19 protein-coding genes, 1 other RNA gene and 2 pseudogenes are annotated in these 20937 nt (G+C 65.0%); 14 read left to right on the forward strand and 8 right to left on the reverse strand.

What is annotated here, in order from left to right; all coding sequences use genetic code 11:
• Window positions 1-48: 48 nt before the first annotated feature.
• A complete protein-coding gene (locus tag ALC15_RS17990) occupies window positions 49-465 on the reverse strand; it encodes a hypothetical protein (protein ID WP_050628399.1) in 417 nt (138 codons plus the stop codon).
• A 204-nt stretch (window positions 466-669) separates the two neighbouring features.
• Between ALC15_RS17990 and ALC15_RS17995 the strand changes: the two genes are divergently transcribed.
• On the forward strand, window positions 670-1962 hold the full coding sequence (locus ALC15_RS17995) for an MFS transporter (RefSeq protein WP_050628400.1): 1293 nt from the start codon (window positions 670-672) through the stop codon (window positions 1960-1962).
• Between the two features lie 104 nt (window positions 1963-2066).
• Here the strand turns inward: ALC15_RS17995 and ALC15_RS18000 are convergent, their stop codons facing one another.
• Entirely contained in the window at window positions 2067-2678 is a 612-nt protein-coding gene (locus ALC15_RS18000; RefSeq protein ID WP_050628401.1) for a TetR/AcrR family transcriptional regulator, read from the reverse strand.
• A gap of 156 nt (window positions 2679-2834) precedes the next feature.
• Here ALC15_RS18000 and ALC15_RS18005 point away from each other — a divergent pair, with 156 nt between their 5' ends.
• Together ALC15_RS18005 and ALC15_RS18010 are read left to right on the forward strand one after the other, a co-directional pair.
• Entirely contained in the window at window positions 2835-4067 is a 1233-nt protein-coding gene (locus ALC15_RS18005) for a cytochrome P450 (protein ID WP_050628402.1), read from the forward strand.
• A gap of 210 nt (window positions 4068-4277) precedes the next feature.
• Window positions 4278-8033, forward strand: a pseudogene (locus ALC15_RS18010) (AsmA family protein).
• 65 nt (window positions 8034-8098) lie between these two features.
• Here the strand turns inward: ALC15_RS18010 and ALC15_RS18015 are convergent.
• The 6 genes from ALC15_RS18015 to ssrA form a co-directional block, all read right to left on the reverse strand.
• Entirely contained in the window at window positions 8099-8452 is a 354-nt protein-coding gene (locus tag ALC15_RS18015) for a VOC family protein (RefSeq protein WP_050628403.1), read from the reverse strand.
• A gap of 56 nt (window positions 8453-8508) precedes the next feature.
• Window positions 8509-8784 (reverse strand): ribbon-helix-helix domain-containing protein, encoded by a 276-nt coding sequence (locus tag ALC15_RS18020; protein WP_021077181.1) that lies wholly within the window; start codon window positions 8782-8784, stop codon window positions 8509-8511.
• Window positions 8781-8984, reverse strand: coding sequence for a DUF4169 family protein (locus tag ALC15_RS18025; RefSeq protein WP_050628404.1), 204 nt, complete (start codon window positions 8982-8984; stop codon window positions 8781-8783). The genes ALC15_RS18020 and ALC15_RS18025 overlap by 4 nt, the downstream gene beginning before the upstream one ends.
• 276 nt (window positions 8985-9260) lie before the next feature.
• Complete coding sequence (fumC, locus tag ALC15_RS18030) at window positions 9261-10676, reverse strand: class II fumarate hydratase (RefSeq protein WP_050628405.1); 1416 nt, start codon at window positions 10674-10676, stop codon at window positions 9261-9263.
• A gap of 177 nt (window positions 10677-10853) precedes the next feature.
• A complete protein-coding gene (locus tag ALC15_RS18035; protein WP_050628406.1) occupies window positions 10854-11375 on the reverse strand; it encodes an SspB family protein in 522 nt (173 codons plus the stop codon).
• Between the two features lie 144 nt (window positions 11376-11519).
• Window positions 11520-11882, reverse strand: a transfer-messenger RNA (tmRNA) gene (ssrA, locus tag ALC15_RS41160).
• A 77-nt stretch (window positions 11883-11959) separates the two neighbouring features.
• Here ssrA and ALC15_RS18040 point away from each other — a divergent pair.
• The 11 genes and pseudogenes from ALC15_RS18040 to ALC15_RS18090 all read left to right on the forward strand — a co-directional run bounded on the left by ALC15_RS18040 (window position 11960) and on the right by ALC15_RS18090 (window position 20760).
• Window positions 11960-12571: a chromate transporter gene (locus ALC15_RS18040; protein WP_050628407.1), complete on the forward strand. Its 612-nt coding sequence runs from the start codon at window positions 11960-11962 to the stop codon at window positions 12569-12571.
• On the forward strand, window positions 12568-13101 hold the full coding sequence (locus ALC15_RS18045; protein ID WP_050628408.1) for a chromate transporter: 534 nt from the start codon (window positions 12568-12570) through the stop codon (window positions 13099-13101). Before ALC15_RS18040 ends, ALC15_RS18045 begins: the two co-directional genes overlap by 4 nt.
• Before the next feature lie 93 nt (window positions 13102-13194).
• Complete coding sequence (locus ALC15_RS18050; protein WP_050628409.1) at window positions 13195-13695, forward strand: tripartite tricarboxylate transporter TctB family protein; 501 nt, start codon at window positions 13195-13197, stop codon at window positions 13693-13695.
• Window positions 13696-13702: 7 nt separating this feature from the next.
• A complete protein-coding gene (locus ALC15_RS18055; RefSeq protein ID WP_050628410.1) occupies window positions 13703-15217 on the forward strand; it encodes a tripartite tricarboxylate transporter permease in 1515 nt (504 codons plus the stop codon).
• A gap of 134 nt (window positions 15218-15351) precedes the next feature.
• The gene (locus ALC15_RS18060; protein WP_050628411.1) at window positions 15352-16332 is read left to right on the forward strand and encodes a tripartite tricarboxylate transporter substrate binding protein BugD; all 981 of its coding nucleotides are present in this window, start codon (window positions 15352-15354) and stop codon (window positions 16330-16332) included.
• A gap of 175 nt (window positions 16333-16507) precedes the next feature.
• Window positions 16508-17302 (forward strand): thymidylate synthase, encoded by a 795-nt coding sequence (locus ALC15_RS18065; protein WP_050628412.1) that lies wholly within the window; start codon window positions 16508-16510, stop codon window positions 17300-17302.
• Window positions 17302-17787 (forward strand): GNAT family N-acetyltransferase, encoded by a 486-nt coding sequence (locus tag ALC15_RS18070; RefSeq protein WP_050628413.1) that lies wholly within the window; start codon window positions 17302-17304, stop codon window positions 17785-17787. Before ALC15_RS18065 ends, ALC15_RS18070 begins: the two co-directional genes overlap by 1 nt.
• Entirely contained in the window at window positions 17787-18299 is a 513-nt protein-coding gene (locus ALC15_RS18075; protein ID WP_050628414.1) for a dihydrofolate reductase, read from the forward strand. Before ALC15_RS18070 ends, ALC15_RS18075 begins: the two co-directional genes overlap by 1 nt.
• A 144-nt stretch (window positions 18300-18443) precedes the next feature.
• Window positions 18444-19582: pseudogene (gene hflK / locus ALC15_RS18080) on the forward strand (FtsH protease activity modulator HflK).
• Complete coding sequence (gene hflC, locus ALC15_RS18085) at window positions 19579-20478, forward strand: protease modulator HflC (protein WP_050628415.1); 900 nt, start codon at window positions 19579-19581, stop codon at window positions 20476-20478. The pseudogene hflK and the gene hflC overlap by 4 nt, the downstream one beginning before the upstream one ends.
• A gap of 81 nt (window positions 20479-20559) precedes the next feature.
• Entirely contained in the window at window positions 20560-20760 is a 201-nt protein-coding gene (locus ALC15_RS18090) for a DUF2065 domain-containing protein (protein ID WP_050628416.1), read from the forward strand.
• The last annotated feature ends 177 nt before the right edge of the window (window positions 20761-20937 follow it).

The raw sequence follows: 20937 nt of genomic DNA on the forward strand, positions 1-20937 counted from the left end.
GCTTGCCGGCCTTGGGACGGTGGGCGCTGATCGTCGGGACCGAGATCGTCAGAAGCCCTTGCTGGAAAAGCTCAGGACGCGATCGCCGTTCGTGATCTGTACGATTCCCTTCGGGTGCTCCCCGGGATGCCAGGTGAAGAACACCGGCATCGCCCTGCCGCTTTCGAGATTTCCCTGCAGTGACGCGACGATCTGGTCGTGTCCGTTCTTCCGCGAGGCCTTGCCGTCGATCGATGCGCCGGTCTTCTTCAGCAGCTTCAGGTACCGGAAAAATCCGTGGCGATCGGCTTCGCCGACCGGCGCGATGTTGAGAAGGCCAAAGGACATCTGCAGCGTGTGCTGCGACGAGAATACCTTGAACTCCTTCTGAAACTGGATCATCTCGTCCAGTGCTTCGCCAATGAATCGGGAATTCAACTGCTCCTGAACGTGCGGGACGTACCCGTCGGCAACCAATCCGCCCATGGAAATTCCTCCTGAAAAGGACATGATAACCCGCTTCGCGGTCTCCGGCCAGTCGCGAAGTCACAAACTGCCAAACCTACAATCATCGGTTGGTACAATTGTCTATGAATTGCTTCACAAATTTGGCCGTGCATTATGCACGACCACGTGTTTCCCCTTTGCTCGGTCGCACCCGTCCCGGTGCGCCACTTCGATAGTCATGCCATGCGGCTTCCATTCTTCTACGGCTGGGTCATCGTCGCGGTGACATTCGTCACCATGGCGATCGGCGTCAACGCGCGGACGGCATTCTCGCTGTTCTATCCGCCGATCATCTCCGAGTTCGGCTGGGAGCGCGGCGTCACGGCCGGCGCATTCTCGTTCGGCTTTGTCGCCTCCGCGATCGCAAGCCCGCTGATCGGCCGCCTGATGGACCGCCGCGGGCCACGCGCAGTGATGGAGCTTGGTGTCCTGTTGATGGGTTCAGGCCTGCTGCTGGCGCCGCTGACCACGCAACCCTGGCACCTCTATCTCACCATCGGCGTGCTGGTCGGGTCCGGCAGCGTCTGCCTCGGATATTCCGGCCAATCGCTGTTCGTGCCGAACTGGTTCACCCGCCGCCGCGGGCTCGCGATCGGGCTCGCCTTCGCCGGCGTCGGCATCGGATCGGTGACGCTGCTGCCATGGGTGCAGCACATGATCGAGCACACCGGCTGGCGCACCGCCTGCACCGCGATGGGGATCATGGTGCTGGTCGTGCTGGCGCCGATCAACCTGCTGCTGCACAAGCGGCCCGAGGACATCGGGCTGCAGCCGGACGGCGATGCGTCGCCGACCGCCACGTCAGCGAAACCGGCATCGAACATCGTCGATCCGGTATGGGCCGGCACCGACTGGACTCTGCCGCGCGCGCTGCGCACCGCGCGGTTCTGGTGGATCGCAACCGGCTATTTCTGCGGCCTGTACATCTGGTACGCGGTGCAGGTGCACCAGACCAAATTCCTGCTCGACATCGGCTTCAGCTCCAATGTCGGCGTCTGGGCGCTCGGCGTCGTCAGCCTGCTCGGGATTCCCGGCCAGATCTGGCTCGGGCATCTGTCCGATCGCATCGGCCGCGAATGGGTGTGGGCGATCTCCTGCTTCGGCTTCGTGATCTGCTTCGCCGCGCTCGCGGCGCTGAAATACTGGCCGAGCATGACGCTGATCTACCTCATGGTCTTCACCCAGGGCGCGCTCGGCTATGGCCTGACTTCCGTGATGGGACCGGTGGTGCTCGAGATATTCCAGGGCAAGCATTACGGCAGCATCTTCGGCACGGTGATGCTGGCAGCGCTCGCCGGCGGGGCCGCAGGCCCGTGGATCACGGGACAGCTCTATGATCTCTCCGGCAGCTACACCAGCGCGTTCCTGCTCGGCATTGCCGTCAGCCTGCTGTCGGCGCTCGCGATCTGGCAGGCTTCGCCGCGCAAGGTCCGCGCTGTCGCCGGACAGATGCACAAGGTCGCAAGCGCGGCCTAAAGCATGATCCGGAAAAGTGCGAAGCGGTTTTCCGAAAAGATCATGCTTAGACCACGAGCCAAAGCGCGATGATGATCAATCCAATCTCATCGCGCTTTAAGAGATCAGGCGGATGACACGCCGATCGCGCGTTGCAGGTCGGTGATCGCGCGCAGGCAACTGTCGGCGGGCGTGGTCTCCGGATCGATCAGCCGGTGCAGGCGGAAACCGTCTTCCAGCGCCAGCACGATTGCGCCGGTCCAATCCGGGTCGAGCCTGGCGTTCCGGCCGCTGTTCCTTTGCGCGGTCTCGACGATGTCGGCGATCAGCTTGCGCCGCGCGCGCAGGCGCTTGGCGAGTTCGGGACGGCGCTTCTCGGCGCGCGCCACGAACAGGATCATCTCCATGTGCAGGAGAGGCGAGCGGCCGAGCGGATCCTGTTGGCTGCGATCAACCGTCCGCAGCGCCTCAAGGAAGTCGGCGAGGTTGCTGTGCTTGGCGAGCAGATCGAGATTGCGCCGGATCGATTGTTCGACATGATCCTCGAGCATCGCGAAGATCAGCTCGTCCTTGCTCTTGAAGTTCGAATAAAAGGCGCCGCGCGTGAAGCCCGCCGCGGCGGCGATCGCCTCGATGCTGGCGCCGCCGATGCCCTGTTCCTCGAACACCCGCGCCGCCGCCTCGAACAGCTTCTCGCAGGTGTCGTCCCGTGTCGGTCTGGTTCGAACCCTTGACATCGGCACAGTTTAGGGCACAATGCAACTCGATACAATAGTGTATCCAGTTGCATTCGACGAAACCAGAATGACCGTACCCGTGATGGTGCGGTCTTGAGGATGACACCAAGGCGCGCCAGGGTGCAGGCACCGGGGCCGCGAGCGAACGAGGTCACAATGAACGAGCAAGTTCAGCCGGCGAGCGGCGAGCCGCTTTTCAATCCGCTGGCGCCCGAATTCATTCGCAATCCCTATCCGTATTACGAGCGGCTGCGCCGGCTCGATCCGATGCATGTCAACGCGCACGGCGCCTTCGTCGCCAGCCGCCACGCCGAGGCGAGCCTCGTGCTGCGCGACAAGCGGTTCGGCAAGGATTACGTCGATCGTACGATCCGCCGCTACGGTCCCAAGATCATGGAGGAGCCGGTCTTCCGCAGCATGAGTCACTGGATGCTGCAGCAGGATCCGCCCGACCACACCCGCCTGCGCGGCCTCGTCGTTAAGGCGTTCACCGCACGCCGGGTCGAGGACATGCGCCCGCGCATCCAGCACATCGTCGACGAGACGCTCGACCGCATCATTCCGCAAGGGCGGATGGACCTGATCGAGGACTTCGCGTTCCGCCTGCCGGTGACCATCATCTGCGACATGCTCGGCATCCCCGAGGAGCACCGCGAGGCCTTCTACAACGGCTCACGCGACGGCGGCCGCCTGCTCGAGCCGGTGCCGATGACGGCGGAGGAGATCAAGCAGGGCAACGCCGGCAACGCGATGGCCGCGATGTACTTCCATCAGCTGTTCGAGCTGCGCCGCAAGCAGCCCGGCGACGACCTCACCACGCAACTGGTGCAGGCCGAGGAGGACGGCCAGAAGCTCACCAACGAGGAATTGACCGCCAACATCATCCTGCTGTTCGGCGCCGGTCATGAGACGACCGTCAACCTGATCGGCAACGGCCTGCTCGCGCTGTTCCGCAACCCGGACCAGCTCGCGTTGCTGAAGGCCAATCCCGGCCTGATCACCAACGCGATCGAGGAGTTCCTGCGCTACGATTCCTCGGTGCAGCTGACCGGCCGCGTCGCGCTGGAAGACATCGAGGATCTCGGCGGCAAGCGCATCCCGAAGGGGGAGAGCGTGCTGTGCCTGCTGGGCTCGGCCAACCACGACGAGGCGGTCTATCCGGACCATCCGGAAAAGCTCGACATCCAGCGGCCGAACGTGAAGCCGTTGTCGTTCGGCGGCGGCATCCACTTCTGCCTCGGCGCCCAGCTGGCGCGAATCGAGGCCGAGATCGCGATCTCGACGCTGCTGCGCCGGATCCCCGATCTGCGGCTCGATGACGCGGAAAATCCGGAGTGGCGCCCGACCTTCGTGCTGCGCGGGCTGAAGCGGCTCCCGGCGAGCTGGTGACCGCCTTAATTCGTGGCAGGGCAGCGCTCCTGCCGCGGCGGCCGGCGTGCACGCACGCTTGAACGGGAATCCGTAGTCCACCCGACGTCGCAGCGGTAAAGCCGCTGTGACTTCGCCATACTTGCCCCTATATTTGGGTTGCTCCGGCCAAGGTTGGCAAAGCGTTCAGCATGAGGAGGCTGCCGCGGAGCGGGCTCAAAGGGAGACACCGTGCAGACGACGCTGCTCGGCCTGGCAATCGCCTTCATTCTGGCACTGGTAGCTGCGCTGGTCGGTCCGTATTTCGTTGACTGGAACCAGTTCAGGCCGCAGTTCGAGGCGGAGGCGTCCAAGATCATCGGCGCGCCGGTTCGGGTCGCCGGCAATCTCGACGCGCGTCTGCTGCCCGCCCCCTCGCTGCGGTTGAAGACCGTCACCGTCGGCGGCGCCAACGACATGGGCAAGGTTCGCGCCGCCAATCTCGACGTCGAGTTCAGCCTCAGCTCGTTGATGCGCGGCGAGGTGCGCGCCAACGAACTCACCATCAATGGCCTGTCGCTCGATCTCGGGCTCGATCCGAAGGGACGGATCGACTGGTCGCCGTCGAGCGGGAGCTTCAACCTGGCTTCGCTGGCGATCGACCGCCTCAACCTGACCGGCCGCGTCGCGCTGCACGATGCCACGAGCCGCAGCACGCTCGAGCTGAACGACATTGCCTTCAGCGGTGATGTCCGCTCGCTGGCCGGCGCGATCCGCGGCGACGGCAATTTCATGTTCGACGGCAACCGCTACCCGTTTCGGATCTCCTCGGGGCAAAGCGTTGACGGCAGCGGCACCCGCCTGCACTTCAACATCGATCCCGGGCAGCGGCCGGTGTCGGCCGATCTCGACGGCATCCTGACCTTCGAGGCCCGCGCGCCGCGGTTCGACGGCACCGTGACGCTGGCAGGTGCGGCGGGCCAGCGCGGCGGCAGCGAGATGCCGTCCTGGCGGATCGCGGCCAAGGTCAAGTCGGATTATTCGGCGGCGCGCCTCGACCAGGTCGAGGTGAGCTATGGCGCAGAGGACCGTGCGCTGAAGCTCGCGGGCAATGGCGACCTCCGGTTCGGTACGTCGCCGCTGCTGCGCGCCTCGCTCACGGCGCGGCAGCTCGATGGCGACAGGTTCGCCGCCAAAGATGGCGCCAAGGACGGCGCGAAGGATGGTGCCAAGGACGGTGCCAAGGACGGCGGCAACGGCAATGTCGAGCCGGTGCGCGTGCTGCCGGCGATGCGTGCGGTGCTGTCGGGTCTTCCGCAAAGCCCGATACCGGCGCAGGTCGAGCTCACATCCGAGCAGGTCATGCTCGGTGGCCGCCCGTTGCAGGACATCTCGGCCGAGCTGCAATCGGATGCGAAATCATGGACTGTGCGCCGGCTGGAGTTTCGCGCGCCGGGATCCACGCGGGTCTCGATGAGCGGCGCCAGCGCGCAAGCCGGGGCCGCGAACAGCTTCAAGACCGCGCTCAATATCGAATCCTCCGATCCCGATACGCTGATGACCTGGCTACAGGGGCGGAGCGACATCGCCTATCGCAGCCAGAAGCCGCTGCGCCTGCGCGGCGACGTCACGGTGTCGCCATCAGGCTTTTCGATCGACGCGATGAAGGCGGAGATCGAGGGCGGCGCGCTCGAGGGCCGCATCGCGGTCGCGCATCGCGAGGCCGCGAGCGGATCGAAGGTCGAGGCACAGTTGAAGGCAGAGCGGCTCGATCTCGATGCGACCGCAGCCGTCATCCGCTCGCTGGCTGGTCCGCAAGCCGAATGGCCCGATGAGGCGCAGCTGTCGCTCGACGTCGCGCGCGCCATCTCGTCGGGGCAGGAACTGCGCCCGCTGCTGGCGAAGATTGTCTACAACCCGAAGACCATCGTGCTCGAGCGCGTGAAGATCGGTCAGCCCGACAACGTCACGCTGGACGGCAGCGGCAATTTCGACCGTGCCAACTCGACCGGCAAGCTCACGCTCGACGCGACCGCCGCGTCGCTCGCCCGGCTGACTGCCGTCGTTCAGCCGTTCGCGCCGGCGCTTGCCGCGCGGCTCGGCGTGCTCCGCGCGGATGCCGGCCCGGTTCGCGCCAAGCTCGCGCTCGATCTCGCGAAGGGCAAGGCCGCCGATCGCGTCGCGCGCGCGCGACGCTCGATCTCGACACGCCGCAGCTCAAGGGCAATACGGTGATCTCGGCGACGCCGACCGTCACCGCGATCCGTGCGCTGGATTTCGATGCGCTTCGCGCCAGCGAGGTCACAGCCGAGGCGAAAGTCTCCGCCGGCGAGGGCCACGCGCTGCTGGCGCTGCTTGGGCTCGACCATGCGGTCGCAGCGGGCGCGGGCTCGACCCAGTTCGAGGGCACCGTGAGCGGCGCGTGGCGCGCGCCACTCAGGCTGAAGGCGAGGCTCTGGGGCGCCGGGCTCGACGCCGATGCGGAAGGAACTGCCGAGCCGTGGAGCAGGGACGGCGCCAGCGATAGCAAATCGAACGTCAGCCTCCGTGTCCGCAGCGCCGACATCAGTCCACTGCTCAATCTGAAATCATCCGATCCCGCCGCGAACATCCGCCTGTCGTCGAAGCTCACGCTCGCGGGCGACAAACTGACCTTCGACGATCTCGACAGCATCGTTGCCGGTTCGCGGCTGCGCGGCCGTCTGGCGCTGACGCTCGGCGATCAGAAGAGCGTCGACGGCGAAGTCGGCCTCGATCAGATCTCGCTGGCGCCGGTTTTCGCGGCTGCGATCGGCGCGCCGGGCATGATGCGGCGGAGCCGCTCGGCCAGGGGCTGACCAGCGCCTGGCGCGGCAAGGTCACGTTCGAAGCGCTGCACGGTCTGCTGCCCGGCGGCGCCGAGCTGCAGCCGGTCAGCGGCACCATCAGGTCGGACGGGCAGGCGCTAACCTTCGACGGCATCAAGGGCAAGCTCGGCGGCGGCGAGGCGACCGCCTCCATCGACGCGCGACAGGGCGTCAACGGGCTCGCGCTGAACGCCAATGTGCAGCTGTCGGGCGTCGACGCCTCGGCCTTGCGCTATCGCAGTCTGGCGATGCCCAAGGGGCGCGCCTCGATGCAGATGACGTTGTTGACGCAGGGCCGCAGCGCCTCGGCGCTGATCGGCGCGTTGTCCGGCAGCGGCGCCGTGACGCTCGAGGGGCTGAACCTTCCAGGCCTCGATCCGCGCGCGTTCGACGTCGCGATCCGCGCCAGCGATTCCGGGCAGGCGACCGATGATACGCGGTTGAAACAGATCGTCGAACCGGCGCTCGCGGCAGGTCCGCTGCCGGTCGCTTCGGCGCAGATTCCCTTCAACATCCGCGACGGCCGCATTCGGGTCGGTGCCACCACGCTGGCGGCGAGCGGCGCCAACGTCATCCTGTCCGGCGGCTACGACATTCCGGCCGACCAGGCCGACATCCGTGCCGCACTGGCATCGACGCAGGTCGGCGCCACCAACAGCCGCCCGGAGATCCAGCTGCTCGCCGTGGGCACGCCCGACGGATTGTCGCGCAGCATCGACATTGCGGCGTTGTCGTCGTGGCTCGCGGTGCGCGCGATCGACCGGGAGACCAAGCGGCTCGATGCGATCGAACGCGGCGAACCGGTGCCGCCGCCGACCCCGGCGGCGCTTCCGCCGGCCGCCGCGCCGGCGCCCGATGCGTCCAACTCGAATTCGGCGGGAGCGCCTTCCGCCAACTTGCCGGCGCCGGTCCCGATCCGCGCCGCGTACCGCCGAAGCCGAAGATCGTTGCGCCGCGGCCGCCGGCTGTCCCGCCGGTCGCCACCGTGCCCGCGATCGTACCGCCTGCGCCGCTTGCGAGCCAGCCCCAGCTGGCGCCGCTGCCGCCGCCAATCGAGGTCAAGCCCGTGCCCGGAGCCGCGAGGTCGAGGCCGCTGCGGCCGCCATTGTCGCTGACGCCGCAGGTCGCCAATCCGCCGCCGCGGCCACCGATACAGAACTAGAACACGTTCTCGAGCGACGTGGGCACCGGTTCGCGCGAGGAAAACGCGTCAAACGACGCGCTCGATCAAGGCTGGTGCTGCAGAATATTGATCAGCCGGCCGAAGGGATCGCGGACGAAGAAGCGTCGCACGCCCCACGGCTCATCCGCCGGTCCGTATTCGATCGGGATCCGGGCTGCCTTCATCCGGCGCAGGGCCTCGTCGAGGTCGTCGACCTCGATCGAGAGATCAGGCACCGGCGTGCCGGAGCCACCTTCGGAAGCGAAGCTGATTTGAACCTGCATCGTTTCGGATGAGCCGTAAGTCGCAACCCAACCGAAATCCATCAGCGGCGCGAGGCCGAGGATGTCGCGATAGAATGACCTCGCCGCCGCGATGTCGGATGCGGCAACGTTCGCGACGATGCGATTGACCTTCATGCTGAAGTCCGCGCGGCGGAACGACCGTCTGTTGATGCGACGGCCGGTGAGGGCCGTCAGGCCTGCTGGCGCGTGTCGACCTGCTGCGGCCTGACATCCGTCGGCACCGCCGGGGTGGCGCGCGAGCGGAAATAGTCGAGCACGAAAAGCCGGATCGCGGAGGACAGATTGCCCTGCTGACGGTTGCTGTCGATCTCGCCGACCAGCTCAGACAGCGTCATGTTCCGCAGACCGGAAATTTCCTTCATGCCATTCCAGAAGGCTTCTTCGAGGCTGACGCTGGTCTTGTGACCGGCGACGACGATCGAGCGCTTAACGACGGGAGACTTCATGATGCGTCTCCACTTTCGATACGCTTCGGGTCCAGGAGGTGCTGATCGAGTTGCCGTGCATTGCGCTCGCCGAGAAATTCGTCACGCGCGCGTTCGGACTTGGTGCGACCGAATAGCGCACGATTGGCTTCGGCATGCTTCGCCGCTTGTTCGCGCTCACCGCGCTTCTTGAATCGTTTCAGGTTGACCACGTCGCCCATGCTCGTCGTCCTTATCGTCCCCAAAGCGGAATTGGTGATGCATCGTGACGAAAGCAAGAGCGATCGCGCTGCGCGCCCGGCTCGATACCCATCCCGAATCCCCGTTTGATGCTTCTGATAGCATCAAAGAATCCGTTTCGCTCTGCGAAAACTAGACGTCTGTACCATGCGCCAACGCAGAGCTGATAGGCAAACAGCCTTAGTCTTTAGGCGTTATGATCCATAATTATATCACGCGCGCTGACCGTAATTATCCGGACATTGCGCGCGCGTGGCTCAGCCTGGGTGTGTCATTTTGTCCGGCTGCACGAGGCGGTCAAATTCGTCGGCCGTTACGAATCCGAGCCGCAAAGCCTCTTCCTTCAACGTCGTTCCGTGCGCGTGCGCCGACTTCGCGACCTTGGCTGCGTTGTCGTAACCGATCTTCGGCGCGAGCGCCGTCACCAGCATCAGCGAGCGCTGCATCAGCTCGTTGATGCGCTTTTCGTCGGCGCGTATGCCGACAACGCAATGCTCAGTAAATGAGCGGACAACATCAGACAGCAACTGAATGGAATTTATCATACAATATGCCAACACGGGCTTGTACACGTTCAGCTCGAAATGGCCCTGGCTGCCGGCGACGGTGATCGTGGTCTGATTGCCGAACACCTGGCAGCAGACCATCGTCATGGCCTCGCACTGGGTCGGATTGACCTTGCCCGGCATGATCGACGAGCCCGGCTCGTTCTCGGGCAGGATCAATTCGCCGAGGCCAGAGCGCGGGCCCGATCCGAGGAAGCGGATGTCGTTGGCGATCTTGAACAGGCCGGTCGCCACCGAATTGATCGCGCCGTGCACCAGCACATAGGCGTCGTTCGAAGCCAGCGCTTCGAACTTGTTCGCAGCGCTGGTGAACGGCAGCCTGGTGAGCTCGGCGACATGCTTGGCGAAGAGGTTGGCGAATTCCGGCTTCGAGTTGAGGCCGGTGCCGACGGCGGTGCCGCCCTGCGCCAGCGGGAACAACTCCTTCACCGCGACGCGCAGCCGCGCGACGCCGCTCTCGACCTGCGCGGCGTAGCCGGAGAATTCCTGGCCGAGCGTCAGCGGTGTCGCGTCCTGGGTGTGCGTGCGTCCGATCTTCACGATCTTGGCGAACGCCTCCTGCTTCTGGTGCAACGCCTGATGCAACTCGGTGAGGGCAGGGATCAGGTCGGCGATGATGCGGCCCGCCGCCGCGATGTGCATCGCGGTCGGAAACGAGTCGTTCGACGATTGGCTCATGTTGACGTGGTCATTCGGATGGATCGGCTGCTTGGCGCCGAGTTCGCCGCCGAGCATCTGGTTGGCGCGGTTGGCGATCACCTCGTTGACGTTCATGTTGGTCTGCGTGCCCGAGCCGGTCTGAAACACGACCAGCGGGAAATGATCGTCGAGCTTGCCTTCGATCACTTCCCTCGCGGCGCTGACGATGGCGTCGGCGCGGCGTGCATCGAGCTGGCCGAGTTCGCGATTGGTCTCGGCCGCCGCGAGCTTGACCATGGCGAGCGCGTGGATGATCGCAATCGGCATCCGGTCGTGGCCGATCTTGAAATTCTGCCGCGAGCGTTCGGTCTGCGCGCCCCAGTAGCGGTCGGCGGCAACTTCGATCGGACCGAAGCTGTCGGTCTCGCTGCGGGTAGCGGCGCTGGATGGTGTGGTCGATTGAGCCATGGATGCTCTCCGTTGCGTCATCAGCACGTGATCCGGCATGGCGCCGGGCTCTCCGCCGCGGCAACGCGAAAGCGGCCGCGCGAAGACACGTTCATGCAGAAGATAGTCCGGGATGACGATCTGTCATCCCGACCCTCGCATGCATCCTACAAGGTCGAGGAGTGATCCGCGTTTAGATTATTTCTTGCGGAAGCGATCCAGCCGCACGACCTCGGCGCCCTCGCTGGGCTTCGCCGGTTCTTGGTCGGTCTCGGCCGTCTCGGTCTCGACCGCCGCGCGGGCGGCCGGAGCGGGAACGGGAGCCGCCGGTGCCGTCGCGGGAGGAGCTTCCTCGGACAGCGCGTCCGAGACATCGAACCGCAGGTCGAACGGTGCGGAGGGATCGAGGAAACGCGTCACCGCGGCAAACGGCACGTGGAGCCGCTCGGGAATTCCGCCGAACGACAGGCCGACCTCGAAGTGATCCTCGGTCACCACCAAATCCCAGAACTGGTGCTGCAGGATGATGGTCATCTCCTCCGGATACTGCGCGAGCAGCCGCGGCGACAGCTTCACGCCGTCGCCATGCGAGAGGAAGGTGATGTAGAAATGGTGCTCACCCGGCAGGCCATGTTCGGCGGCGTCGGACAACACCCGGCGCAGCACCCCGCGCAGCGCATCGCGCGCCAGCACGTCATATCGGATGTGATCGGTCGCCATGGTGATCCTGTCGCTTCGAAAATAGCCGATGAGGCTCGCCGGATGATCCGACTCGCCCGCTTTGGCCCCATGCTACCTCGCCGGGAGCCGGAAATCAGCAGGGCCGATGGCTGAAATGCGGGCGGACGCCCGATCGATGAATAAAGTGGAGGCTTCTGTTGCCAGGTGCCTCCGAACCCCGCCTAGCGGAGCTTAACCCGCTAGGACTTTAAGATGGTCTTTCAAACTGCGTTACGCAGCCTGAGCAACCGGAGCAAAGTTGTCGTTGGCAACTATTGCATTAGCCCGATAACGGCGGAACCATACCGAGAAAAAACACGCCCTTTACGCCCTCGTCGATCCTATTTCGCCCCCGCCAAAAGCCACCGAAGCACGGGCTGGATGGGTTTTGGTGGAGGCGCCGGGTACCGCCCCCGGGTCCGAATGGTTTATTGCGACGGCCATTTATTTCCATAGCCGGCGAACCGGCACCCCCAATATAGCGGCAAAGCCGTAGAAAAACAGAGCCGATTCAGGCCCTTTCGGTTGTGAAAACACACCAATTTGGCTTGGCTGGCGTCCTGACGCCGTTCTAGATTTTGGCCATGCCCCCGGAATCCCCGCCGGTAGCCGCCCCGGCGCCGGATGCCTCCGCACCGTCTCCGCCCCACCAGCCCGGGCTGCTCGAGTTGTTCCTGGCCTTTGCCAAGATGTCGCTGGCCGGCTTTGGCGGGGTCCTGGTCTGGGCCCGGCGGGCGATCGTCGAGCAGCACCGCTGGATGACGGCGGAGGAGTTCAACGAGACCTTCGCGCTGTGCCATTTCCTGCCAGGTCCGAACATCGTCAACCTGTCGGTCGTATTCGGTTCGCGCTTTCGCGGCATCGCCGGCGGGTTCGCGGCCTTCGCCGGGCTGGTCGGGCCACCGATGGTGATCGCGACCATTCTTGCCGCGCTCTACGCCCGCTACGGCGATGTCGACGTGCTGCGCCGGACCCTTGCCGGCGTGGCCTGTGCCGCGGTCGGTCTGCTGTTCGCCGTCGTCTTCAAGATGATGCTGCCGCTGTTGAAGCGGCGTGATGTCACAGGCCTCGTCATCCTCGCTGCGGTTTTCGTCGCGATCGGACTGATCCGCTGGCCGCTGCAGATCGTGCTGCTGGTGGCGATCCCGCTCAGCCTCGCGATCACGATCCTGACCCGCCGCATGGTGAAGGCATGAATTCGGAGGCCAACCCGATCGCGGCGCTGGTCTGGACCTTCGGCCTGATGTCGCTGTTTGCAGTCGGCGGGGCCAATTCGGCGATCCCCGAAATGCACCGCGCCGCCGTCGACGTGCACCACTGGTTGACCGACAAGCAGTTCGCCGACGTGTTCGCGATTTCGCAGCTTTCGCCGGGACCGAACGTGCTGATCGTGACCCTGATAGGCTATTCTGTCGCAGGCGTCGCCGGGGCGTTGGCCGCGACGGTTGCGATGTGCGGACCGACCGCGCTGCTTGCCTATTATGTCAGCCGTTTCCTCGATCGCTCGCGCGGTGCGCGCTGGCCGGCGATCATTCAGGCGGCATTGGTTCCGCTGTCGATCGGCCTGATGGCTGCCTCCGGCCTGATCGTGGCGCAGACATCAGACCAAAGTTGGATCGCGGTCCTGATCACCATCGTCGCGGCCGCGCTTGCTTTTGCGACGCGGATCAATCCCTTGTGGATGTTGCTTGCCGGAGGTCTCTTGGGTTTTGCTGGCGTTGTCTGACGAAAATCGCTAGCAAGGCTTTCGGTCAACGCACCACAAGCCAAGCCATTCAATCAATACGGGCGGGACAGCCCTGACGGGGGAAGCGAAGTCATGAGCGATACGCCGAGCGACGCGCCGGTCAAATCGAACTTGCCGAAATGGGTGCGCGGCCCGCAGGACTTTGTCGGCGGGCTCGCCATGATGGCGGTTGCGCTGTTTGCGTTGTGGGCCTCCAGCGATTTGCAGGGCATGCACGGATTTTCGTTCGGCGCCGGAACCGCGCCGCGGATGTTCGCCGTGCTGCTGCTGTTGCTCGGCGCCGCCGTGGCGCTGGTGGGAATTCTGAAGGACGGCCCGCAGATCGCGGCCTATTCCTGGCGCGGACCGTTGTTCGTGTCCGCGGCGATCTTGTTCTTTGCGGTCGCGATCCGTCCGCTCGGGCTCGTCGTCTCCGCCTTTGCCGCCTTCATGATCGCGGCGCTCGGCTCGCATGAGACGAGGTGGCTCGAAGCCGTCATCGTCGGTGCCTGCCTGACGCTCGGCTGCGCGCTGTTGTTTCCTTATGTGCTGGGACTTCCGATGCCGATGTTCCCGCGCTTCCTGATCCAGTGAGGGCGTGATGGAACTGTTTGCCAATCTCGCCCACGGTTTCGCAGTCGCATTCTCGCCGATCAACCTTCTGATGTGCCTGATCGGTGCGCTGGTCGGCACGCTGGTCGGCGTGCTGCCGGGCATCGGCACCATCGCCACCGTCGCGATGCTGCTGCCGATCACCTTCGGCCTGCCGCCGGTCGGCGCGCTGATCATGCTCGCCGGCATCTATTACGGTGCGCAGTACGGCGGCTCGACCACCTCGATCCTGGTCAATATCCCGGGTGAGGCGACGTCTGTCGTCACCGCGCTCGACGGCCACCAGATGGCCAAGCAGGGCCGCGCCGGTCCGGCGCTCGCGATTGCCGCGATCGGCTCGTTCTTTGCCGGCTGCGTCGCCACCGTGCTGATCGCGGTGCTCGGCGCGCCGCTGACCAAGCTCGCCCTGGCGTTCGGTCCGGCAGAGTATTTCTCGTTGATGGTGCTCGGCCTGATCTTCGCGGTGGTGCTCGCCAAAGGCTCGGTGCTGAAGGCGATCGCGATGATCGTGTTCGGCCTGTTGCTGTCGATGGTCGGCTCCGACATCGAGACCGGCGCCTCGCGCATGGCCTTCAACATCCCCGAGCTTGCCGACGGCCTCGGCTTTGCCACCGTCGCGATGGGCGTGTTCGGCTTCGCCGAGATCATCCGCAACCTCGACCATGGCGCGGAGATGGACCGCAACCTGGTGCAGCAGAAGATCACCGGCCTGATGCCGACCAGGAAGGACCTGGTGGACTCCACGCCGGCGATCCTGCGCGGCACCGTGCTCGGCTCGATCCTCGGCATCCTGCCGGGCGGCGGCGCGGTGATCGCCTCGTTCGCGGCCTATACGCTGGAGAAGAAGCTGGCGAAGGATCCGTCGCGGTTCGGCCGCGGCGCGATCGAGGGCGTGGCGTCGCCGGAAAGCGCCAACAACGCCGCGGCGCAGACCTCGTTCATCCCGTTGCTCACGCTCGGCATCCCGCCGAATGCGGTGATGGCGCTGATGGTCGGCGCGATGACCATCCATGGCATCGTGCCGGGTCCGCAGGTGATGCAGAAGCAGCCCGACCTGGTCTGGGGCATGATCGCCTCGATGTGGATCGGCAATCTCATGCTGATCATCATCAACCTGCCGCTGGTCGGCATCTGGGTCCGTCTGCTGCGTGTGCCGTACCGGTTGATGTTCCCCTCGATCGTGGTGTTCTGCGCGATCGGCATCTACTCGGTGAACAACGCACCGGTCGATGTCGTGCTCGCAGGCGTGTTTGGCCTCGTCGGCTACTGGCTGATCAAGCACGATTTCGAGCCCGCGCCGCTGCTGCTCGGCATGGTGCTCGGCCCGCTGATGGAAGAGAACCTGCGTCGTGCACTCTTGATCTCGCGCGGCGACTGGAGCGTGTTCGTCTCGCGGCCGCTGTCGGCGGTGCTGCTGGCGATCGCGGCCGGTCTGCTGGTGCTTGCCGTGCTGCCGACCTTGCGGGCGAAGCGCGACGAAGTGTTCGTGGAGTCGGAGGGCTGATCACTCCTGAGCGCCTGCGTCGGCGCGCCGCAGGCGGAAGTCGAATCGACTCGCGCTGTCGTCTCATGAAATGAAAATGCCGGCCGATTTGGCCGGCATTTTTATTTGGTCAAACGTTCCCGGGAGGAATTGAGATGATGTCCATTCGCTCGCTTGCGGGCGCATGCCTTTCGGCATGTGTTGCGCTCGGCGCATTCGCCGTGCCGGCGTCGGCGCAAACCTATCCGACCCGCACCATCACCATGATCGTGCCGTTCGCAGCCGGCGGTCCGACCGACGTCATCTCGCGCATCGTCACCGCGCATATGGCGCAGACGCTGGGCCAGAGCATTGTCATCGAGAACGTGGTCGGCGCCGGCGGCACGACAGCGACGACGCGCGCGGCACGCGCCGCCAATGACGGCTACACGCTGATCACCGGACACATGGGCACGCACGCTGCGTCCGTGCCGCTCTATCCGAAGCTTGCCTATCATCCGGAAAAGGATTTCGAGCCGGTGGCGCTGCTCGCGGGCACCCCGATCCTGATCCTGGCCCGCAAGGATTTCCCGCCGAAGGATCTGAAGGAGTTCGTCGCCTACGTGAAGGCCAATGCCGAGAAGGTCAACGCCGCCCATGCCGGCATCGGCTCGGTTTCGCACGCCTCCTGCGAGTTGTTGAACTCCATCCTCGACATCAAGCCGGTCGGCGTTCCCTTCAACGGCACCGGCCCCGCCATGAACGCGCTGGTCGCCGGCCAGGTCGACTACATGTGCGACCAGATCGTCAACGCGGTGCCGCAGATCAAGGCCGGCACCATCAAGGCCTATGCAGTCGCGACCCCCGAGCGCAATCCGTCGCTGCCCGAGGTGCCGACCACGACCGAGGCCGGCCTGCCGGCGTTCCAGGCCCAGGCCTGGAACGCGGTCTTCGCGCCGAAGGGAACTTCGCCCGCCATCATCGCCACGCTGAACGCTGCCGCGAACAAGGCGCTGGACGACGAGAACGTCCGCAAGCGCCTGCTCGAGCTTGGCAGCGTGATCCCGGCGCCCGCCAACCGGACGCCGGAGGCGCTCGCGACGCTCGTCAAGAATGAGATCGCGAAATGGACCCCGGTGCTCAAGCCGGCAAGTTAATCCAGCGCGATCAAGTGGATAGGCGAGGGGCGGAACGCAAGTTCCGCCTCTTGTTGTTTGCCGGGGGAGTGTTCATTTTTCAGGGTATAATCGGTGCGTTCAGCCGAATCAGCGTGTCGACCGGCGGCCCTGGCCGCTACATTCGCCGTTCTCTCGAAGCTCCGAAAAGACCACCATGAACCAGTATCACGACCTGCTCGAACGCATCCTCGCCGACGGCGCCGAGAAGCATGACCGCACCGGCACCGGCACGCTGTCGATCTTCGGCCATCAGATGCGCTTCAACCTTTCGGCCGGCTTCCCGATGCTGACCACCAAGCGGCTGCCGCTGAAGGCGATCGTGCACGAGCTGCTCTGGTTCCTCGCCGGCGACACCAACATCAAATATCTCAACGACAATGGCGTCACGATCTGGGACGAATGGGCCGACGCCAATGGCGATCTCGGCCCGGTCTATGGTTCGCAGTGGCGCTCCTGGCCCGCGCCGGATGGCCGCAGCATCGACCAGATCAGCAACGTGATCGAGATGATCAAGCGCAATCCGGACTCGCGACGCCTGATCGTCAGCGCCTGGAATCCGGCCGAAGTCGACAAGATGGCGCTGCCGCCGTGCCATTGCCTGTTCCAGTTCTATGTCGCGAACGGCAAATTGTCCTGCCAGCTCTATCAGCGCTCCGGCGACGTCTTCCTCGGCGTGCCCTTCAACATCGCCTCCTACGCGCTGCTGACCATGATGGTCGCGCAGGTGACGGGGTTGAAGCCCGGCGATTTCGTGCACTCGCTCGGCGATGCGCATCTCTACTCGAACCATCTCGAGCAGGCGCGGCTGCAACTGACACGGCCGACGCGGCCGTTGCCGACGATGGCGATCAATCCCGACGTGAAGGACATCTTCGCGTTCCGCTACGAGGATTTCAAACTCGAAGGCTACGACCCGCATCCGCACATCAAGGCCGAAGTCGCGGTCTGATGTCGCTGACGATCCGCCGCGCGCGGCCCGATGAAGCCGGACTGGTGTTCTCGCTGGTCCGCGAGCTCGCCGACTACGAAAAGCTCCTGCACGAGGTCCATGCCAGCGAGGCCGAAATCGCCGAGGCGCTGTTCGGCGAAAGCCCGCGGCTGTTTTGCGACATCGCGGAATGGAACGGCGAGCCGGCCGGCTTTGCGGTCTGGTTCGTCAATTTCTCGACCTTCGCCGGCCGCCACGGCATCTATCTCGAAGACCTCTTCGTGCGCCCGGCGCTGCGCGGCAAGGGGATCGGCAAGGCGCTGCTGGTGCATCTGGCGAAGTACTGCCTCGCCAATGGCTGGTCGCGCCTGCAATGGGCGGTGCTCGACTGGAACGCGCCGTCGATCGCATTCTACAAATCACTGGGTGCTGCGATGATGGACGACTGGACGATCTGCCGCGTTTCCGGCGAGGCGCTGTCGGCGCTCGCGCACGGAACGCGCTGATGGAGATCGTGCTCCTCGTTGCGGTCGCCGAGAACGGCGTGATCGGAAGCGGCAACGCCATTCCGTGGCGGCTGAAATCCGATCAGCAGCGCCTCAAGGCGATGACGATGAACAAGCCCATCGTGATGGGACGCAAGACGTTCGAGTCGCTGCGCCGGCCGCTTCCGGGGCGTACCAACATCGTGGTGACGCGCGATGCGAACTACCGCGCACGCGGGGCCATCGTCACTACGTCGCTCGAAAACGCCCGCGCAATTGCGCTTGGTGACGCGCTGCGGCGTTTCGCCACTGAAATTGCAATCATCGGTGGCGCCGAGATCTACGCGCAGTGGATGGGCATCGCCGATCGTCTCGAGATTACCGAGGTCCACGCCCGGCCGGACGGCGATACACGGTTCGAAAACATCGATGCGAAGGAGTGGGAGGAGGTCGCGCGCGTGCGAAATCCGGCAGGTCCGGACGACAGCGTCGACTTCTCCTATGTGACATATCGTCGGCGCGGCCAACGTTAACCAATGTTTGCATTGACAATTATGGCCCGGCGCATAGCTCGTCCGCTCAGGAAGCTTGCGTTGTAAGGGCCTTGGCGGTCCCCTATAACCGGGCCGGACATTCGAGCCCGGGCGTCCCGTCCGGACTTGTCGAGGAGATGTTTGATGCCGTGGAAAAATCAAGGCGGGGGGCCGTGGGGCTCGGGTCCGAAAGGACCGTGGGGCACCGGTCCGCAGTCGGCCGGGCCGAGGCCGCCGGATCTTGAGGATCTGCTGCGGCGCGGCCAGGACCGGCTGCAGCAGTGGCTGCCCGGCGGGCATTTCAGCGGCATGGGCATCGCGCTGGTGCTGGTTGCTGCGCTGGCGATCTGGTTTGCGACCGGCATCTTCCGCGTCCAGTCCGAAGAGCTCGGCGTCGTCCTGCGCTTCGGCAAGTATGACCGCGATGCGCAGCCGGGCCTGCGCTATCACCTGCCATATCCGATCGAGACGGTGCTGCTGCCGAAGGCGCTGCGCGTCAACACGATCTCGATCGGCATGACCCTGATCGACGATCCCGCACGGCGCGGCCGCTCGATGCGCGACGTGCCGGAAGAGAGCCTGATGCTGACCGGCGACGAAAACATCGTCGACGTCGATTTCACCGTGTTGTGGCGCATCAAGCAGGGCGGGGCCGGCGCCTATCTGTTCAACATCCAGAATCCCGAGGCACCGTGAAGGCGGTTGCCGAAAGCGCGATGCGCGAGGTGATCGGCCGCTCGCAGATCCAGCCGATCCTGACCGGGGCGCGCAACGTCACCGAGCAGAACGTGCAGGAGCTGATGCAGAAGACGCTGGATTCCTACAACGCCGGCATTCAGATCACGCAGGTGCAGATGCAGAAGGTCGATCCGCCGGCGCAGGTGATCGACGCGTTCCGCGACGTGCAGGCGGCGCGCGCCGACCTCGAGCGCAAGCAGAACGAGGCGCAGACCTACGCCAACCGGATCGTGCCGGAAGCACGCGGCCGTGCCGCGCAGATCCAGCAGGCCGCCGAAGGCTACAAGGAGCAGGCGGTCGCCGAAGCCAAGGGCCAGAGCGCCCGCTTCCTGAAAGTCTATGAAGAGTACAAGAAGGCACCCGACGTGACGCGCGAGCGCATCTATCTGGAGACCATGGAACGCGTGCTCGGCGGCTCCGAGAAGCTCGTCTTCGACGGCCAGGGCCAGAACATCGTGCCCTACCTTCCGCTCAGCGAGCTGACGCCGCGGCGTCCGCCGGCGGCAGCGCCGGCCACCACCGGCCAGCAGGGAGCCACCCGATGAGGTCCCCTGTCACCGGCATTCTGGCCCTGATCGTTCTCTTCATCGCTCTCGCCGTCGGCTACAGCTCGGTGTTCACCGTGCAGCAGACCGAGCAGACCATCGTGCTGCGGTTCGGTGAGCCGGTCGACATCGTCACCGACCCCGGCCTGCACTTCAAGGCGCCGTGGAATTCGGTGATCAACGTCGACAAGCGCATCCTCGATCTGGAGAACCCGTCGCAGGAAGTGATCGCTTCCGACCAGAAGCGGCTCGTGGTCGATGCGTTCGCGCGCTACCGCATCAAGAATGCGCTGCGCTACTACACCAGCGTCGGCTCGATCCAGGCGGCCAACCTGCAGCTGACCACGCTGCTCAACGCGGCGCTGCGCCGCGTGCTCGGCGAGGTCAACTTCATCACGGTGGTGCGTGACGAGCGCGAGAAGCTGATGTCGCGGATTCGCGAACAGCTCGACAAGGAAGCCGACGGCTACGGCATCGAGGTCGTCGACGTCCGGATCCGCCGCGCCGACCTGCCGGAGCAGAACAGCCAGGCGGTCTACGACCGGATGAAGACCGAGCGTCAGCGCGAGGCGGCCGAGTTCCGTGCCCAGGGCGACCAGAAGGCGCAGGAAATCCGCTCCAAGGCTGATCGCGAAGCGACCGTGATCGTCGCCGAGGCGAACTCGGCTGCGGATCAGACCCGCGGTGCGGGCGATGCCGAGCGCAACCGCCTGTTCGCCGAGGCCTATGGCAAGGACAAGGACTTCTTCGCGTTCTATCGCTCGATGACGGCCTATGAGAACGGCCTCAAGTCCAGCGACACGCGTTTCCTGTTGCGGCCGGACTCGGAATTCTTCAAATACTTCGGCAGTGCCAGCGGCAAGCCGGCTGAGGCGGCGGCTGCGCCGAAACAGTAAGTTCACGACAGAACGGCGGCGCGGACAACGCGCCGCCGTCACTTAAAGAACAACAATCATCGAGCGGGAGGTTGCCATCCGATGAGGTCAATAGCGTTCGGCGACTTCCTCATCGGTCTGGGAATCCTGTTCGTGCTCGAAGGCATCCTGTTCGCGGCAAGCCCCGCCTGGATGCGCCGGGCAATGAAGAGCGCGCTGGCGACGCCCGACAACATCCTGCGCATCGTCGGCATCGGCTCGGCGGTCGCGGGACTGATCCTGATCTGGGTGGTGCGGCGCTGAGCGTTGCCTGTTCCATCGCGCAGATCGCGCCGTAATGAACATAATCGTGAGCCTGACGCGGCCGGTTTTTCGCCGAAATGCCCGGCTGAGATGCTTGCGCCAAATGCCCGTTCGGGCGCACTCTGCGGCCTCGGGCGCATACCTGCGACCTCGGGCGCAAGCTGCGACCACGGGCGC

The organism is Bradyrhizobium viridifuturi, assembly GCF_001238275.1.
Taxonomy (GTDB): domain Bacteria; phylum Pseudomonadota; class Alphaproteobacteria; order Rhizobiales; family Xanthobacteraceae; genus Bradyrhizobium; species Bradyrhizobium viridifuturi.

What these genes read in the sequence shown, in the direction of transcription:
- ALC15_RS17990 (WP_050628399.1), bottom strand. Translation starts at nt 465, where the DNA reads ATGGGCGGATTGGTTGCCGACGGGTACGTCCCGCACGTTCAGGAGCAG.
- ALC15_RS17995 (WP_050628400.1), top strand. Translation starts at nt 670, where the DNA reads ATGCGGCTTCCATTCTTCTACGGCTGGGTCATCGTCGCGGTGACATTC.
- ALC15_RS18000 (WP_050628401.1), bottom strand. Translation starts at nt 2,678, where the DNA reads ATGTCAAGGGTTCGAACCAGACCGACACGGGACGACACCTGCGAGAAG.
- ALC15_RS18005 (WP_050628402.1), top strand. Translation starts at nt 2,835, where the DNA reads ATGAACGAGCAAGTTCAGCCGGCGAGCGGCGAGCCGCTTTTCAATCCG.
- ALC15_RS18015 (WP_050628403.1), bottom strand. Translation starts at nt 8,452, where the DNA reads ATGAAGGTCAATCGCATCGTCGCGAACGTTGCCGCATCCGACATCGCG.
- ALC15_RS18020 (WP_021077181.1), bottom strand. Translation starts at nt 8,784, where the DNA reads ATGAAGTCTCCCGTCGTTAAGCGCTCGATCGTCGTCGCCGGTCACAAG.
- ALC15_RS18025 (WP_050628404.1), bottom strand. Translation starts at nt 8,984, where the DNA reads ATGGGCGACGTGGTCAACCTGAAACGATTCAAGAAGCGCGGTGAGCGC.
- fumC (WP_050628405.1), bottom strand. Translation starts at nt 10,676, where the DNA reads ATGGCTCAATCGACCACACCATCCAGCGCCGCTACCCGCAGCGAGACC.
- ALC15_RS18035 (WP_050628406.1), bottom strand. Translation starts at nt 11,375, where the DNA reads ATGGCGACCGATCACATCCGATATGACGTGCTGGCGCGCGATGCGCTG.
- ALC15_RS18040 (WP_050628407.1), top strand. Translation starts at nt 11,960, where the DNA reads ATGCCCCCGGAATCCCCGCCGGTAGCCGCCCCGGCGCCGGATGCCTCC.
- ALC15_RS18045 (WP_050628408.1), top strand. Translation starts at nt 12,568, where the DNA reads ATGAATTCGGAGGCCAACCCGATCGCGGCGCTGGTCTGGACCTTCGGC.
- ALC15_RS18050 (WP_050628409.1), top strand. Translation starts at nt 13,195, where the DNA reads ATGAGCGATACGCCGAGCGACGCGCCGGTCAAATCGAACTTGCCGAAA.
- ALC15_RS18055 (WP_050628410.1), top strand. Translation starts at nt 13,703, where the DNA reads ATGGAACTGTTTGCCAATCTCGCCCACGGTTTCGCAGTCGCATTCTCG.
- ALC15_RS18060 (WP_050628411.1), top strand. Translation starts at nt 15,352, where the DNA reads ATGATGTCCATTCGCTCGCTTGCGGGCGCATGCCTTTCGGCATGTGTT.
- ALC15_RS18065 (WP_050628412.1), top strand. Translation starts at nt 16,508, where the DNA reads ATGAACCAGTATCACGACCTGCTCGAACGCATCCTCGCCGACGGCGCC.
- ALC15_RS18070 (WP_050628413.1), top strand. Translation starts at nt 17,302, where the DNA reads ATGTCGCTGACGATCCGCCGCGCGCGGCCCGATGAAGCCGGACTGGTG.
- ALC15_RS18075 (WP_050628414.1), top strand. Translation starts at nt 17,787, where the DNA reads ATGGAGATCGTGCTCCTCGTTGCGGTCGCCGAGAACGGCGTGATCGGA.
- hflC (WP_050628415.1), top strand. Translation starts at nt 19,579, where the DNA reads ATGAGGTCCCCTGTCACCGGCATTCTGGCCCTGATCGTTCTCTTCATC.
- ALC15_RS18090 (WP_050628416.1), top strand. Translation starts at nt 20,560, where the DNA reads ATGAGGTCAATAGCGTTCGGCGACTTCCTCATCGGTCTGGGAATCCTG.